General features: G+C 69.7%; 13 protein-coding genes. 10 read left to right on the top strand and 3 right to left on the bottom strand.

Annotated elements, in window-relative coordinates; all coding sequences use genetic code 11:
• Positions 1–7 precede the first annotated feature (7 nt).
• Positions 8–1,345, top strand: coding sequence for a class II 3-deoxy-7-phosphoheptulonate synthase (locus tag QE388_RS17425; protein ID WP_058596021.1), 1,338 nt, complete (start codon positions 8–10; stop codon positions 1,343–1,345).
• Between the two features lie 189 nt (positions 1,346–1,534).
• Here QE388_RS17425 and pknB read toward each other — a convergent pair whose 3' ends face one another.
• Both pknB and QE388_RS17415 read right to left on the bottom strand, forming a co-directional pair.
• On the bottom strand, positions 1,535–3,484 hold the full coding sequence (gene pknB / locus QE388_RS17420; RefSeq protein WP_307386759.1) for a Stk1 family PASTA domain-containing Ser/Thr kinase: 1,950 nt from the start codon (positions 3,482–3,484) through the stop codon (positions 1,535–1,537).
• A 54-nt stretch (positions 3,485–3,538) separates the two neighbouring features.
• Positions 3,539–4,513 carry a LysM peptidoglycan-binding domain-containing protein gene (locus QE388_RS17415; RefSeq protein WP_307386757.1) on the bottom strand — a complete coding sequence of 325 codons (975 nt, stop codon included), beginning with the start codon at positions 4,511–4,513 and terminating at the stop codon, positions 3,539–3,541.
• Positions 4,514–4,672: 159 nt separating this feature from the next.
• Here QE388_RS17415 and QE388_RS17410 point away from each other — a divergent pair, with 159 nt between their 5' ends.
• Positions 4,673–5,017: an Rv2175c family DNA-binding protein gene (locus QE388_RS17410; protein ID WP_058596018.1), complete on the top strand. Its 345-nt coding sequence runs from the start codon at positions 4,673–4,675 to the stop codon at positions 5,015–5,017.
• A 24-nt stretch (positions 5,018–5,041) separates the two neighbouring features.
• Here QE388_RS17410 and QE388_RS17405 read toward each other — a convergent pair whose 3' ends face one another.
• Entirely contained in the window at positions 5,042–6,133 is a 1,092-nt protein-coding gene (locus tag QE388_RS17405) for a polyprenyl synthetase family protein (RefSeq protein ID WP_275800854.1), read from the bottom strand.
• Between the two features lie 64 nt (positions 6,134–6,197).
• Here QE388_RS17405 and QE388_RS17400 point away from each other — a divergent pair, with 64 nt between their 5' ends.
• The 8 genes from QE388_RS17400 to murD all read left to right on the top strand — a co-directional run bounded on the left by QE388_RS17400 (position 6,198) and on the right by murD (position 15,117).
• Positions 6,198–6,581 (top strand): DUF3040 domain-containing protein, encoded by a 384-nt coding sequence (locus QE388_RS17400; protein ID WP_275800853.1) that lies wholly within the window; start codon positions 6,198–6,200, stop codon positions 6,579–6,581.
• A 528-nt stretch (positions 6,582–7,109) separates the two neighbouring features.
• Entirely contained in the window at positions 7,110–7,541 is a 432-nt protein-coding gene (gene mraZ / locus QE388_RS17395; RefSeq protein ID WP_058596015.1) for a division/cell wall cluster transcriptional repressor MraZ, read from the top strand.
• Between the two features lie 98 nt (positions 7,542–7,639).
• Positions 7,640–8,593, top strand: coding sequence for a 16S rRNA (cytosine(1402)-N(4))-methyltransferase RsmH (rsmH, locus tag QE388_RS17390; protein WP_275800857.1), 954 nt, complete (start codon positions 7,640–7,642; stop codon positions 8,591–8,593).
• On the top strand, positions 8,590–9,225 hold the full coding sequence (locus QE388_RS17385) for a hypothetical protein (RefSeq protein ID WP_307386754.1): 636 nt from the start codon (positions 8,590–8,592) through the stop codon (positions 9,223–9,225). Before rsmH ends, QE388_RS17385 begins: the two co-directional genes overlap by 4 nt.
• A gap of 4 nt (positions 9,226–9,229) precedes the next feature.
• Complete coding sequence (locus QE388_RS17380) at positions 9,230–11,026, top strand: penicillin-binding protein 2 (protein ID WP_307386752.1); 1,797 nt, start codon at positions 9,230–9,232, stop codon at positions 11,024–11,026.
• Positions 11,027–11,090: 64 nt separating this feature from the next.
• Positions 11,091–12,503 carry a UDP-N-acetylmuramoyl-tripeptide--D-alanyl-D-alanine ligase gene (gene murF / locus QE388_RS17375; protein ID WP_307386750.1) on the top strand — a complete coding sequence of 471 codons (1,413 nt, stop codon included), beginning with the start codon at positions 11,091–11,093 and terminating at the stop codon, positions 12,501–12,503.
• Positions 12,500–13,606, top strand: a complete 1,107-nt coding sequence (gene mraY, locus QE388_RS17370; RefSeq protein ID WP_058614029.1) for a phospho-N-acetylmuramoyl-pentapeptide-transferase — start codon at positions 12,500–12,502, stop codon at positions 13,604–13,606. Before murF ends, mraY begins: the two co-directional genes overlap by 4 nt.
• A complete protein-coding gene (gene murD / locus QE388_RS17365) occupies positions 13,603–15,117 on the top strand; it encodes a UDP-N-acetylmuramoyl-L-alanine--D-glutamate ligase (RefSeq protein ID WP_307386748.1) in 1,515 nt (504 codons plus the stop codon). The genes mraY and murD overlap by 4 nt, the downstream gene beginning before the upstream one ends.
• The last annotated feature ends 1 nt before the right edge of the window (position 15,118 follow it).

Genomic DNA, 15,118 nt, shown 5'->3' with positions numbered 1-15,118 from the left:
TTCAGGGGTGAATCAGCAGCTCCACGACCTCGACCACTGGCGGACCTTGCCCATCAAGCAGCAGCCGCAGTGGTATGACGAGGGCGCGGTGGCCGCGGCATCCGCAGAATTGGCGACCCTCCCGCCGCTGGTCTTCGCCGGCGAAGTCGACATCCTGCGCGATCGTCTCGCTCGTGCCGCCGCCGGTCAGGCCTTCCTTCTGCAGGGCGGTGACTGCGCCGAGACGTTCGCCGGCGCGACCGCCGAGCAGATCCGCAACCGCATCAAGACGGTTCTCCAGATGGCCGTCGTGTTGACCTATGGCGCGTCGATGCCCGTGGTGAAGATGGGTCGCATGGCGGGCCAGTTCGCGAAGCCCCGTTCGAGCGACGTCGAGACCCGCGGGGGAGTCACGCTCCCCGCCTACCGCGGCGACATCGTCAACGGGTACGACTTCACCGAGGAGTCGCGCAAGGCCGATCCCGCCCGCCTCCTCAAGGGCTACCACACGGCCGCGTCGACGCTGAACCTCATCCGCGCCTTCACGCAGGGTGGCTTCGCCGACCTGCGCGAGGTGCACAGCTGGAACAAGGGCTTCGCCTCGACCCCCGCCAATCAGGCGTACGAGAGCATGGCGACCGAGATCGACCGGGCGATCAAGTTCATGGAGGCGGCCGGCGCCGACTTCGACGAGCTGACGCGCGTCGAGTTCTACACCGGCCACGAGGGTCTGCTCATGGACTACGAGCGCCCCATGACCCGCATCGACTCGCGCACCGGCCTGCCCTACAACACCTCGTCGCACTTCCAGTGGATCGGTGAGCGCACCCGCGAGCTCGACGGGGCGCACGTCGACTACTTCTCGAAAATCCGCAACCCCATCGGCGTGAAGCTCGGCCCCACCACGACGGCCGAGACGGCGCTCGCGCTGATCGACAAGCTCGACCCCGAGCGCGAGCCCGGTCGCCTGACGTTCATCACGCGCATGGGCGCCGGCAAGATCCGCGACGCGCTGCCCCCGCTGCTCGAGGCCGTCCGCGACTCGGGCGCCACGCCGCTCTGGGTCACCGACCCGATGCACGGCAACGGCATCACGACGCCCACCGGGTACAAGACGCGTCGCTTCGACGACGTCGTCGACGAGGTGCGCGGCTTCTTCGAGGCCCACCGCGCCGTGGGAACCCACCCCGGCGGCATCCACGTCGAGCTCACCGGCGACGACGTCACCGAGTGCCTGGGCGGGTCGGAGCAGATCGACGAGGCCACCCTCGCGACGCGCTACGAGAGCCTGTGCGACCCCCGTCTGAACCACCGTCAGAGCCTCGAGCTCGCGTTCCTCGTGGCCGAGGAGCTCGAGAAGCGCTGAGGCCGTTCGCCCGTCCGACGCCCCCGATCCGTTGCGGTCGGGGGCGTCGTTGTCTTCGGGGTGGTCCCTTCGACAGGCTCAGGGACCTTCGACAGGCTCAGGGACCTTCGGCGCGCCCGCGCGCCGCGGGGCAAGCGGCCGCGAGGTGGCTGAGCTCGTCGAAGCCACGCCCCGACCCGTGGCGCTGTCCTACAGCGTCGGCGTCAACGTCACCGTGCTGCCCTGCGGCGCGGTCGTGCCCGCCTTGGGATTGCTCGAGCGCACCTTGTAGATGTCCCAGTACTTGAACCCCAGCGGCAGGGTGCCGTCGTCGATGCCGGCATTCACCTCGAATCCGAGGTTCTCGAGCGTCGACACCGCCTCGCGGATCGTCATGCCGACGATGTTCTCGGGGATCATCACGGGCTTCGGCCCGATCGAGACGCGGAGCGTGACGGTGTCGCCGGGGCGCCAGTTGCCGCCTCCGTCTCGGTCGCCGATCGCGATCACGGTGCCCGAGCCGACGGAGTTGCTGTACTCCTCGCTCGTCGTCGTCTTCAGGCCGACCGACTGGAGCTTGCTCTCGGCATCCGCGGTCTTCAGGCCCGCCACGTCCGGCACCGGCCCGAGCGATGTCGTCAGCGACGCGGCGTCGCCCTCGTAGATCGTGCAGCCCCCCGTGCAGTCGATCGCGTCGCCGCCGGAGCGGGGAGTGATGGAGGCCGAGAGCACGGTGTCTGGTCCCGCGTCGGTGAACTCTTGCGCGACGCTCGTCACACCCACGTAGACGCTCTCCAGGATCCCCTGGACCTCGTTGAGGCTCTTGCCCTGCAGCTCGGGGATCTGGTGGGTGGCGGGTCCGGCCGAGACGAAGACCGTGACGACCGTGTCCTTGTCGAGGCGCGACCCCGCCGTCGGGTCGGAGCCGACCGTCGTCCCCGCCGGGATCTCCCGGTCGTTGACGTCCTGGGACTGCGCGAGCAACTGGTTCTGCGCGAGGAGGGCCTCGGCATCCGCGTAGCTCCGTTGAGAGACGTCGGGCACCTCGACGAGTGAGCCGGGCCCCGAGCCGAAGTACCACCCGGCGGTCGCGGACCCGCCCGCGAGCACGAGGACGAGCAGCAGCAACCAGATTCCCCGAGCGGTCCGCCGGCGCGTCTTCGCACGCAACCGGGTCGCGTTGTCGGCGTCCTCGGTCGGTGCGTCGGGGATCGTGGCGGTCTGGGGGAGCACCTTCGTCAGCTCGCGCGACTCGGCCGCGGTGGCCGGGCCGACCGTTCCCACCGAGACGGCTCGCGCCACCTGGGGGGCGAGGCCCAGTTCTTTCTCGACCTCGCGCAGGCGTTGGAGCATCACGCCCGCATCGACGGGACGATCGTCGGGCTCGCGTTCGGTCGACCAGAGCACGAGCTCGTCGAGCTGCTCGGGGACGGCGGGGTTCTTCGCGCTCGGGCGCGGGACCGAGTCGGTCGCGTGCTGGTAGGCGATCTGCATCGGCTGCTCGCCCTTGTAGGGCTGCTCGCCGGCGAGCATCTCGTACAGCATGATGCCGAGCGAGTAGATGTCGCTGCGGGCGTCGGCGGTGCCGCGCGTCACCAGCTCGGGCGCGAGGTACGCGATCGTCCCCATCAGCTGCGCACCGCTCGCGGTGTTGGCGGTGGTCGCACGGGCGAGGCCGAAGTCGCCGATCTTGATGCGCCCGTCCTCGGCGAGGAGCACGTTCTCGGGTTTGACGTCGCGGTGGACGATCCCGGCGCGGTGCGCGGCCGCGAGGCCCGACAGGATGGCATCCATGATCGTCAGGGTCTGATCGACCGTCAGGCGCTTGTGCTCGCGCAGGAGTTCTCGCAGGGTGATGCCGGGCAGGTACTCCATGACCAGGTAGGCCATCTCGCCGTCTTGCCCCTGGTCGAACACGTTCACCACGTGCGGGTCGCTCAGTCTCGCGGCCGAGCGGGCCTCCTGGATGAACCGGCTCTGGAACACGGTGTCGTCGCTGAGGTGGCCGTGCATGACCTTCAGCGCCACGCGGCGTTCGAGCCGCAGGTCGGTCGCCACGTACACGGTCGCCATGCCGCCGCGCGCAATGCGCGCGCGAACCCGGTACCGGCCGTCGACGAGACGGCCGATCAGCGGGTCGGCCTGCTGACTCGTGCTCACGTGTCGAGTCTACGGAGCGCCCCCTGGGAGCCCGGGGAGCGGCTCACCCCTACCTCAGCCCAGAACGGCGAGCCACGTGGTCGCGGGCTGCTCCCACTGGGCGTATCGGTCGGGGTAGGCCGAGATCTGCACCGCCTGCGCGGCGTCGGCGTACGGCAGATCCTCCCACCCGGTGATGTCGAGGAGCCCGCGCGTGTCGGAGCCGTTCGGGTCTGCCGGTCCGCCATAGAAAACGCGGATGGATCGCTCCCGATCGAGGATCTGTTCGGGCGTGCCCCAGCCCGTGCTCGGGCGCTGCTGGAACAGGCCGAGGGAATCTCGATCGCCCCAGTCGAGGTTTCGCAGCCACGACTCCTGCATCGCTGTGCCGAGGGCGATCAGGATGCCGCGGTCGGACACGCCGAGCTCGCGCCCGATGCGGATGATGAGTCGGGCGTTCTCGGACTGTTCCGCATCGAGACCGGGCGCGAGCGCCGGGCCCGCGGATGCCGGGCCGGGTGCAGCCGCGGACGGAATCTGCAGCACTTCGCCGGGGTAGATGATCGAGTCGCGGGTCAGCCCGTTGGCGGACAGGACGGCGTCGGTCGAGATGCCGTGGGCCGAGGCGATCGCCGAGACGGTGTCGCCCGCGGTCACTTCGTACGTGACCTGGGCGGGTTCGGGGGCGGGAGTGGCCGGTTGGGGTGCCGCGCCGCCGAGGATGAGCACCTGACCGGGGCGGATGACGCTGTCGGCGGCGAGACCGTTGGCCGCTTGGAGAGCGGCGACGTCGAGGCCGTACCGTTGCGCGATGTCCCAGACGGTATCTCCGGGTTCGACGGTGTGGGTCGCGGGTGCGTCCGCCGCGGAGGCGAGCACGGGGATCTGACCGAGGGTCGCCGGAGCGGGAGGGAGCGCTGCGAGCGGCGCCGGAGGCGTCGCGTGGGCGGTGCTCTCGCCGGTGAGGGCGAGGGCGATCGTGCCGACGACCGCTGCGGGCCAGATCACGGTGGCGCGCGCGGGCAGCGTGGGGGAGGGGAGTCGTCGCATGGTGGGGGATTCCGTTCTTCCGACTGCCCAAAACGCTCGCACGGCATGGGGAGGATGTCAACGCGTGAGGTCTGTGTGACGGATGTGACGAAGACGGCGCCGGATGACGAAGGGAATGACGGATAGTCGCCCTGCCGGCGCCGATGAGAGGATGGGACCGTGAGCGATACACCCCGTTACGAAACCGCGTGGCTGACCATCCCCGATCTCGTCGAGGTGCTGGGCGAGTCGCATGGACGTGTCCGTCGTCTGCTCGACGAGCACTACCTCGTCGGTTCGCGTCGCGATGGCGTGCTGCGCATCCCCTCGGTCTTCGTCGTCGACGGCCGTCCCCTGCCGGCGCTGCGGGGGACGATCATCGTCCTGCACGATGCCGGTTTCGACGAGGACGAGACCATCGACTGGCTGCTCACCCCCGAAGACACCATCGGCGTCGCCCCGATCGAAGCGCTCCTGGCGGGGCGTAAGAGCGAGGTGCGACGGGTCGCAGCGACGCTCGCCTGATTCCGCCCGGCGCAGCCCCGCGGCTCAGGACGAGCGCTGCGTGGCAGCCTGGGCGAGATCGCGAAGCTCGCCGACCGCGGCGTTGCCGAGCCGGGCGCCGGACAGGGCCCGGTCTGCGCGTCGTGAGTAGTCGGCGATCAGTTCCTCGGTGCGGGCGAGCGCGCCCGTGTCGACGATCGTGTTCTGCAGAGCGCTGATCTGCGCCGCATCCAGCTCGGCGTCGCCGAGGAGCTCGTCCACGGTCCGTCGGGCCGGGGCGGGCAGTGCCTCGCGGGCGAAAGCGACGAGCACGGTCCGTTTCCCCTCTCGGAGGTCGTCTCCGACGGGCTTGCCGGTCACGGCCGTGTCACCGAAGACTCCGAGCACGTCGTCGCGCAGCTGGAACGCCATCCCGACGTCGTGTCCGAAGCGCCCGAGCGCGTCGAGCTGCTCGTCGTCCGCGCCGGCGAAGGCGGCGCCGATCTCGAGCGGCTTCTGAATGCTGTACCGCGCCGACTTGTAGGACGCCACGCGCAGCGCGCGTTCGGCGTGCTCCTCATCGGGATACACGGCGTATGCCGACTCCTCCGCGACGTCGAGGAACTGACCGATCGTGACGTCGCGGCGCATGTGCGCGTAGAACCGTCGCGTCGCCGCAGCCGTGGACTGATCCGCGAGGGCCTCCTCGAGCAGGTCGTCGCTCCACGCCACCAACAGGTCGCCGAGCAGCACCGCGCCGGAGCGTCCGAACATCGCGGCGTCGCCGGTCCATCCCGCCGCCGCGTGCGCCGCTTCGAGCGCGCGGTGCGCGGCGGGCTGTCCGCGCCGGGTGTCGGAGTTGTCGATGATGTCGTCGTGGACGAGCGCCGCCGCCTGGAAGATCTCGAGGGCCGCGGCGACCGAGACCGCCGCGGGGGTGGGGCTCGTGTCGCGCGACCCCGACGACTCGATGACCGCGCGCCAGCCGGTGAGACAGAATCGGGCCCTCAGGCGCTTGCCGCCGCGCAGCGATGCCGCGCCGGCGCGGCTCATCGTCTCCGCCTCCGGCCCCAGTGAGGAGGCGTACGATAGCTGGTCAGAAAGGAACTTGTCGAGTCGCTGGGAAACAGCTTCGATCGGTTCCGGGGAGGTCACCACAGGCCTAGCCTAGTGATCCACGCCCCGCGTAGAATCGTCCGTACTTAGCAACAGAGGGGGATGCATGCCACTCTCCGAACAGGAGCAGCGTCTGCTAGACGAGATGGAGCGCCATCTCATGAGTCACGACGCCGATGTCGTCACTGCCCCCGGACGCGCCCTCAGTTACCGCAACATCGTGTACGGATCCATCCTCGTGCTGGCTGGCCTCGGTGCTCTGGTCGCGGGCGTCTCGATCGGTTTCAACACCGGGTTCCTCGGTATCGCGATCGGTGTCCTCGGGTTCGTCCTCATGGTCAGCGGGGTCGTCCTCGCGGTCACGCCGATGAAGGGCTCGAGTCGCGCGGCCTCGGCGTCTCCCTCCGCTGCTCGCGCACCCCGCGCGTCCGGCGCGTCCTTCATGGATCGCATGAACGATCGGTGGGACCGCCGCAACGAGGAGCGCTAAGCCCTCTCGTCCTCGATAAGCACCGGCTCTTCGGAGCCGGTGCTTTTTCGTGCGCCCGGCAGGTTTCGTGCGCCCCGCAGATTCTGTCGGCTGCGGGCCTCGGCATCCCCTCATAAACGCCGTTCGCTCGCATAAACACGATCTCCTCGTGTTTCTGCGCGCGAACAGCGTTTATGTGTCGCGAGGAGTGCGGCCCGCCGTCTCCCGCGGCCCCGCCGCGTCACTGCCGCGAGTGATCGGCGACGTTGCGCCGCGATCGCCCCGGCCCGGCGCCACGGGTTCCCGCCCTCCACGCGCCGCGCCGCCGTCGCGGCTCCCTCCCTTTTCCTCCACCCGCGTCGTCGAATCGCGGTCGCTCGGCCGGCTTGCGCGCCGTTCCGCGGTTCCGCGCGCCCTGCGCGCGTCGCGAGCGGACTGTACACGAGGGGGAGTTCGCCCAGAAGAGGCCACGTATTGATAGCTAAGTGGAGGGCAGTGGAGTAAAGTGGGGGAAACTTCGCAGGCCGGACGAAGGGGGTGGACACCCGAATGCTGCTCGGTACGCACACCCCCAAGCTCGACGACAAGGGTCGGGTCATCCTGCCGGCGAAGTTCCGTGACGATCTCGGCGCCGGAGTGGTGATCACCCGGGGGCAGGACCGCTGCCTCTACGTGTTCAGCACCGAGGAGTTCGAGCGCGTGCACGAGCGGATCCGCGAGGCTCCGCTGAGCAACAAGCAGGCCCGCGACTTCCTGCGCATGTTCCTCTCGGGGGCCAGCGCCGAGAAGCCCGACAGCCAGAACCGCATCACCGTGCCCCCGGCTCTCCGCGCCTATGCCGGTCTCGGTCGCGAACTGGTCGTCACGGGTGTCGGCGCCCACGCCGAGATCTGGGACGCCGAGGCGTGGAACTCCTACGCCGAGAGCAACGAAGAGACGTACGCCGAGATGGAGCAGGAGGTGATCCCGGGACTCTTCTGATCCTCGGCTGTGACTCCCAGCCGCATGCCCTGACGCACTTCCCCGGCGCCAGGTCGATGCGGATGGGGATCAGAGCCGAGGAGAACCCCCGACATCTCATGGACATCCGCGACATCCACACCCCCGTCCTCCTCGAGCGGTGCGCCGAGCTGTTGGCTCCGGCCCTCCAGCGACCGGATGCCGTCTTCGTCGACGGCACGCTGGGCATGGGCGGGCACTCCGAGGCGTTCCTCGAGCGCTTCCCGACCGCGCGCCTCATCGGCCTGGACCGCGACACGGACGCGCTGCGCATCGCGGGGGAGCGTCTGGCGCGCTTCGGCGACCGCGTCACCCTCGTCCACACCGTGTACGACGGGATCGCGGAGGCCGTGGCATCCGCGGGTGTCGACAAGGTCGACGGCATCCTGTTCGACCTCGGCGTGTCCTCGCTCCAGCTCGACGAGGCCTCGCGCGGCTTCGCCTACGCGCAGGACGCCCCGCTCGACATGCGCATGGACCAGACGACGGGCGTCACGGCGGCCGAGGTGCTCGCGACCTACGGCGAGGGCGATCTGCGCCGGATCTTCGAGCGCTACGGCGAGGAGAAGCTCGCCGGACGCTACGCGCGCGCCATCATCGCCGCGCGCGCGAACGCCCCGCTCGAGCGGTCGGGTCAGCTGGTCGACGTGCTGCAGGCGGCCACGCCCGCCGCCGTCCTGCGCGAGCGGCACCCGGCCAAGCGCGTCTTCCAGGCCCTGCGCATCGAGGTCAACGCCGAGCTGTCGGTGCTCGAGCGCACCATCCCCGCCGCCCTGAAGGTGCTGGGCGTGGGCGGGCGCATCGTCGTGCTGTCGTACCAGTCGCTCGAGGACCGGCTGGTCAAGCGCGTGTTCGCCGAGGCCACGGCATCCACGGCTCCCCGTGGTCTTCCGGTCGAGCTTCCCGAGCACGCGCCCAAGTTCCGCCTCCTCGTGCGCGGAGCCGAACTCGCCAGTGACGAAGAACGCGCGGTCAACCCCCGCGCCACCCCCGTGCGTCTGCGTGCGGCCGAGCGAATCCAGGAGGACGCATGAGCGCACCCCAGGCCATCGATCTGCGGGCTGTCCACACCGGACTCGAGCCGGAGTTCCCGACACCGATCCGCGAGCCCCGTCGCCTGCAGGCCGTTCCCGCGCCGGCGCGTCGCCGCGCGCCGCGTCGTGCCTTCGGCGTCATCGCCGTCGCCGGGGCGGTACTCATCGCGCTCGTGCAGATGGGGCTGTCGATCCTCACCACGCAGAGCTCCTTCGAGATCGCCTCGCTCACGCAGCAGCAGCGCGACCTGACCTACCAGAAGCAGATCCTCAACGACGACGTGGCCGGTCTCAGCTCGCCGCAGTACCTCGCGGCGAACGCGGCCGCCCTCGGAATGGTCATCGACGAGTCGCCGACCTACCTCCGTCTCAGCGACGGCGCCGTGATCGGGTCGGGGAAGCCCGCCGAGAACGTGTCGTCCGTCGACGCGCTCGGCCGCGGGTCGGTGCGCAACGCCCTCATCTCGGGCGTTCCGCTCGCCACCAAGCCGCAGACGCCGGCGGAGCCGGCCCCGAACGCGCCCGCCGAGGCGACGTCCGGCACGGCGACCCCCGATCAGACGGCTCCGCCCGCTGGTTCTGCGACACCCCCGCCGATCAGCGACGGTCTGCCGACGCCCGCGACACGATAAGCACATGACGACTTCCCTCACCCGTTCTCCGCGGCGACGCACGGTGATCGCCCTGGGCGTCGTCCTGGTGGTGCTGATCGCCTTCGTCGTCCGTCTCGTCGACATCCAGGTCGTGAACGCCCGTGAACACGTGGACGACTCGCTGGCCATGGGCATGCAGGACTCGCGCACGATCTACGGCTCCCGCGGATCGATCGTCGATGAGAACGGCGTGACTCTGGCGGCGAGCGTGAATCGCTACGACGTCGACATCGACCCCAAGCTCGCGGCCCAGGGCCTGACCGACCGCGACGACTCCGGGAACGTCGAGGTCACCCAGACGTGGAGCCAGATCGCGGCGCAGATCGCGGGGATCACGGGTCAGGACCCGGCCGACGTCGAGAAGATCGTGACCGACGCTGTCGCGGCGAACCCCGACTCCCGCTGGGCGAATGTGGCGAAGCGCGTCTCGACCGAGCAGTACCGCGCTCTCGCGGCGCTGGGTCTGCCGTTCCTCAGCTTCCCGCCGCAGGCGGGCCGCATCTACCCCGACGGCGCCGTCGCGGGAAACCTCGTCGGCTTCGTCGGCAGCGACGGCGAACCGCTCGCGGGGCTCGAATCCGCCGACAACGCGTGCCTCGCCTCCCAGAACGGCAAGGTCGTCTTCCAGCAGGGCCGTGACGGAAACGTGCTGCCCGGGACCGAGGTCGAGACCGAGCCGGCCGTCGACGGCGGAACCCTCAAGCTCACGATCGACCGCGATCTGCAGTGGTACCTCAGCCAGCTGATCGCCGAGCAGGTGCAGAACACCGGCTCGCTGCGCGGCACGATCACGGTCGTCGAGGCCAAGACCGGCAAGATCCGCGCCCTCGCCGAGTACCCGACGGTCGACCCCAACGACCCGACGTCGACGCCGGCGGACGACCGGGGGAGTGCGGCCTTCGGCAACCCGAACGAGCCCGGGTCGACGATGAAGGCGATCACCGCGGCCATCGGCCTGGACTCGGGCGCTTTCACCGCGGACACGACGGTCACCGCATCCGGAAGCGAGACGCTCCCCGGTGATGCGCGCGTGTCCGACTCGTTCTCGCACGGGGCGAACAACTACACGCTGACGGGCGTGCTCATCGACTCGTCGAACGTCGGCATCTCGAAGTTCGGTGAGATGATCCCGCTCGACACCCGCGTCTCGTACCTCGAGAAGTTCGGACTCACCCAGCAGACGGGGGTCGACTTCCCGGGCGAGTCGTCCGGCATCATGCGCGACCCCGCGCAGTGGGACAAGCAGACCTTCTACAACACGACGTTCGGCCAGGGCATCTCCGTGACGGTGCCGCAGCTCGCGGGCGCGTACCAGACGATCGCGAACGGGGGAGTGCGGATGCCGCTCTCTCTCGTCGAGGGCTGCACCGCCGCCGACGGCACGGTCACCGACGTCCCCGACGCGCAGGGCACGCGCGTGGTCTCGGAGGCCGCCGCGCGGCAGGTGTCGCTGATGCTCGAGAACGTCGCCACGCAGGGCACGCTCGCCAAGCAGGTCGAGATCCCCGGCTACCGTGTCGCGATCAAGACGGGTACCGGTGAGAAGACCGACCCGCAGACCGGCGCCTACAAGGGCGACGCGTACTTCACCACGATGATCGGTTTCGCCCCCGCGGACGCCCCCCAGTACGTCGTCGAGGTCAACCTGGACGAGCCGCGGACGGTAAAATCGTCCGCGGCAACCGCCCCCGCGTTCCAGAAGGCCCTCACGCAGGTTCTCAAGACCTATCGCGTGATCCCGTCCGGAACCACGACCCCCGAACTGCCCAAGTTCGGCTGAGACGCCGCCGACGCCGGTCTCGTCTCGGTAACGAATGCGACACGGAAAGGGCGTTCGCACAGCAATGATCTCCACGAGCCTCTCCCATCTCGCCGACGCCGTCGGTGGGCGTCTCGTCCTCCGCGCGGGCGACACTCCCGACACCCTCGTCGCGGGTCTCGTCGACACCGACTCGCGTTTCATCGAGCCGGGCGACATCTTCGTCGCCAAACCCGGCGAGACCACCGACGGGCACCTCTTCGTCGGCACCGCGGTCGAGCGCGGGGCGGTCCTCGCGATCGTCGAGCGGGAGGTCGACGACGAGGTGACCCAGATCGTCGTCCCGGATGCCGTGGCCGCGCTGTCCGACCTCGCCCGCGACGTGGTGGCCCGGGTTCGGCGGAACGGCGATCTGCGCATCATCGGGATCACCGGCTCGAACGGCAAGACCACGACGAAGAACCTCCTCGCCCGCATCCTCAGCGACGAGGGCGAGACCGTGTCGCCGCGCGCGTCGTTCAACAACGAGGTCGGCGCGCCGCTCACGATGCTCCGCGTGACCGAGAAGACCCGCTACCTCGTGAGCGAGTTCGGTGCCAGCGCGCCGGGAGCCATCGCGCACCTGGCCGGTCTCGTCACCCCCGACGTCGCCGTCGTCCTCATGGTGGGCATGGCGCACGCGGGCGGATTCGGCGGGATCGAGTCCACCTTCCACGCCAAGAGCGAGCTCGTGCACGCCACGCGAGAGGGCGGGCTCGCCGTGCTCAACGCCGACGATCCGCGCGTCGCCGCCATGGAGCCGTTCGCGCGCGACCGCGGGCAGGACGTCCGCTGGTTCGGCCGGGGGGAGCGCGCGGCCGTCCGCGCCGTCGACGTCGAGGTCTCGGCATCCGGGACCCGCGCCGATCTGATCGTCGACGGAGAGCCGCACACCCTCACCCTGCGCGTGCTCGGAGAGCACCACGTCATGAACGCCCTCGCCGCGCTGGCGACCGCCACCGCGCTCGGCGTGCCCGCAGCCGACGCGATCGCGCGACTCGAGACCGTCGAGATCGCGGAGCGCTGGCGCATGCAGCCGCTGGGCTCCGACCGCGTCCGTGTCATCAACGACGCCTACAACGCCAGCCCCGACTCGATGGCTGCGGCGCTTCGCACCCTCGCGCAGATCACCGGCCCCGGGGAGCGGACGGTCGCCGTCCTGGGCGCGATGAGCGAGCTGGGGGAGTACGCCGACGAGGAGCACGACCGCGTCGGCCTGCTGGCGGTGCGCCTTCGCATCCAACGCATCGTCGTGATCGGGCCCGAGGCGCGGCGCATGTACCTCGAGGCGATCGCCCAGGGATCGTGGGACGGCGAGGCGGTCTTCTTCGCCGATGCCGACGCCGCGTACGACTATCTGTCCACCGAACTCCGTGACGGTGATCGGGTGCTCGTGAAGTCGTCGAACTCCGCCGGCCTGCGCTTCCTCGGCGACCGTCTGGGAGAGTTGTTCGCGTGAGATCACTACTGACATCGGCGGGGATCTCGCTGGCCTTCACCCTGTTCCTCACGCCGGTCTTCCTGCGATGGTTCCGGCGGTGGGGCTGGGGTCAGGTCATCCGTACCCCCGAGAACGTGCACAACCCCTCCCACGGGGCCAAGCGCGGAACGCCCACGATGGGCGGCACGATCTTCATCCTGGGCACGATCATCGGGTACTTCATCGGCTCCTACGCCGGAAACAACCCTCCGACGATCTCCGGACTCCTGGTCCTGTGGCTCATGCTCGGCTTCGGCGTCGTGGGCTTCATCGACGACTACATGAAGGTGCGCCTGCAGAACAGCCTCGGACTGTCGGGGTGGCGCAAGATCGCGGGCCAGGTCATCGTGACGGTACCGTTCGCCGTCGTCGCGCTGAACTTCCCCAACGCCTTTGGTCAGACGCCGGCGTCGGGATACATCTCGATCTTCCGCGACATCCAGGTCCTGTCGCTGTTCGCGCTCGGTCCGATCGTCGGATGGCTGCTGTACCTCGCGTGGATCTCGCTGATCGGCACCGCGGCATCCAATTCGGTCAACGTCGCCGACGGTCTCGACGGACTCGCCGCGGGCTCCGGCATCTTCGTGATCGGCGCCTACAGTCTGATGGCGTTCTGGCAGAACAAGCAGATGTGCGCGGACGTCCTCGATCCCACGGTGCAGGCCGGATGCTATGCGGTGCGCGATCCGTTCGATCTGGCGATCGTGTCGGCGTCGTTCGTCGGCGCTCTCGTCGGGTTCCTCTGGTGGAACGCCCCGAAGGCCAAGGTCTTCATGGGCGACTGCGGATCGATGGCGATCGGTGGCGTGATCGCGGCCATGGCGATCCTCACCCGTACCGAACTCCTGCTGATCCTCATCGCCGGCGTGTACGTGATCGCCTCCGGGTCCGTCATCCTGCAGCGCGCGTACTTCAAGATCACGCGGGGTAAACGTCTGTTCCTCATGAGCCCTCTGCACCACCACCTCGAGATGAGGGGATGGCCCGAGGTGACCATCGTCGTGCGCATGTGGATCATCGCGGGTCTGCTCGCGGTGTCCGGCGTCGGCTTCTTCTACGTCGAATGGCTCTCCCGCGTATGAGCGATCTCTCCACCCTCACGAGCTGGTACGCCGATTGGAAGGGCCTGCGCGTCGCGGTGCTCGGTCTGTCGGTCACCGGGTTCTCCGCCGCCGACACGCTCGCCGAGCTCGGCGCCGAGGTTCTCGTGGTCACCGAGAAGGCCGACGAGGAGTACGCGCGCCTGCTGCCCGTCATCGGGGCGCGGCTCCACGTCGGACCGCTCGCGGAACCGCCGGCCGAACTGGTCGACTTCGCGCCCGAGGTCGTGCTCGCGTCCCCGGGGTTCCCCCCATCGCACCCCGTCATCCGGTGGGCGATCGAGAACGCCGTCCCGCTCTGGGGAGACGTCGAGCTCGCGTGGCGGGTGCGTGACAAGGTCGTGCGTCCCGACGGCTCGCCGGCCGACTGGATCCTCATCACCGGCACGAACGGCAAGACCACCACGACGCGCCTCACCGCGGAGATGCTCGTCGCGGGCGGACTGCGCGCCGCCCCGGTGGGCAACATCGGGGCCCCCGTGCTCGACGCCGTCCGCGACCCGAACGGCTTCGACGCCCTCGTCGTCGAACTGTCGAGCCACCAGCTCTGGTACCTCAACCGCCAGACCGGGCCCGAGGCTCTGTCCCCGCATGCCGCGGTCTGCCTCAACCTCGCCGACGACCACCTCGAATGGCACGGCAGCGCCGAGGCCTATCGTGACGCGAAGGCGGGGGTCTACGCCCGGACGCGCGTGGCGTGCGTCTACAACAAGGCCGACGTCGCCACGCGCGAGATGGTCGAGGATGCCGAGGTCGAGGAGGGGGCTCGGGCGATCGGCTTCGACCTGGGTGTGCCCGGACCGAGCGACTTCGGTGTGGTCGACGGCATCCTGGTCGATCGGGCGTTCCTCGAGGAGCGTGCCACGTCCGCCCTCGAGCTGACGACGGTGGCCGACCTGGCCGACGTCGGGCTCGCCGCGCCGCACGTGGTGGCGAACATCCTCGCCGCGAGCGCGCTCGCTCGCTCACTCGGCGTGTCACCGGCCGACATCCACGACGCTCTCGAGCGCTTCCGCCTCGACCCGCATCGCATCCAGGTCGTCGCCGCGCACGCGGGTGTCACGTGGGTCGACGACTCCAAGGCGACCAACCCGCACGCGGCGTCGTCGTCGCTCGCCGCGTACCCCGGCGCGGTGTGGATCGTGGGCGGCCTGCTGAAGGGCGTCGATCTCAGCGATCTCGTCCGTTCGCGCGGGGTCCGTGCCCGAGCGGCGATCATCATCGGCACGGAGCGGGCGGCCGTCGTGACGGCGTTCGAGCGACACGCCCCCGAGGTGCCGGTTTTCGAGGTCGACCACACCGAGACTGAGGACGTCATGACACGCGTCGTCGAACTGGCGGCGGGCGTCGCGCAGGACGGGGACACCGTGCTCCTCGCCCCGGCGGCGGCGTCCTTCGACCAGTTCGCGTCGTACTCCGACCGCGGTGAGCGATTCGCCGACGCGGTGCGGGCATGGCTCGCGAACGAAGACGGAACGACCCGACAGCTTTGAG

The sequence above is a fragment of the Microbacterium sp. SORGH_AS_0969 genome, assembly GCF_030818255.1.
GTDB lineage: Bacteria > Actinomycetota > Actinomycetes > Actinomycetales > Microbacteriaceae > Microbacterium.
This window is presented reverse-complemented; position numbering and strand designations above follow the sequence as displayed.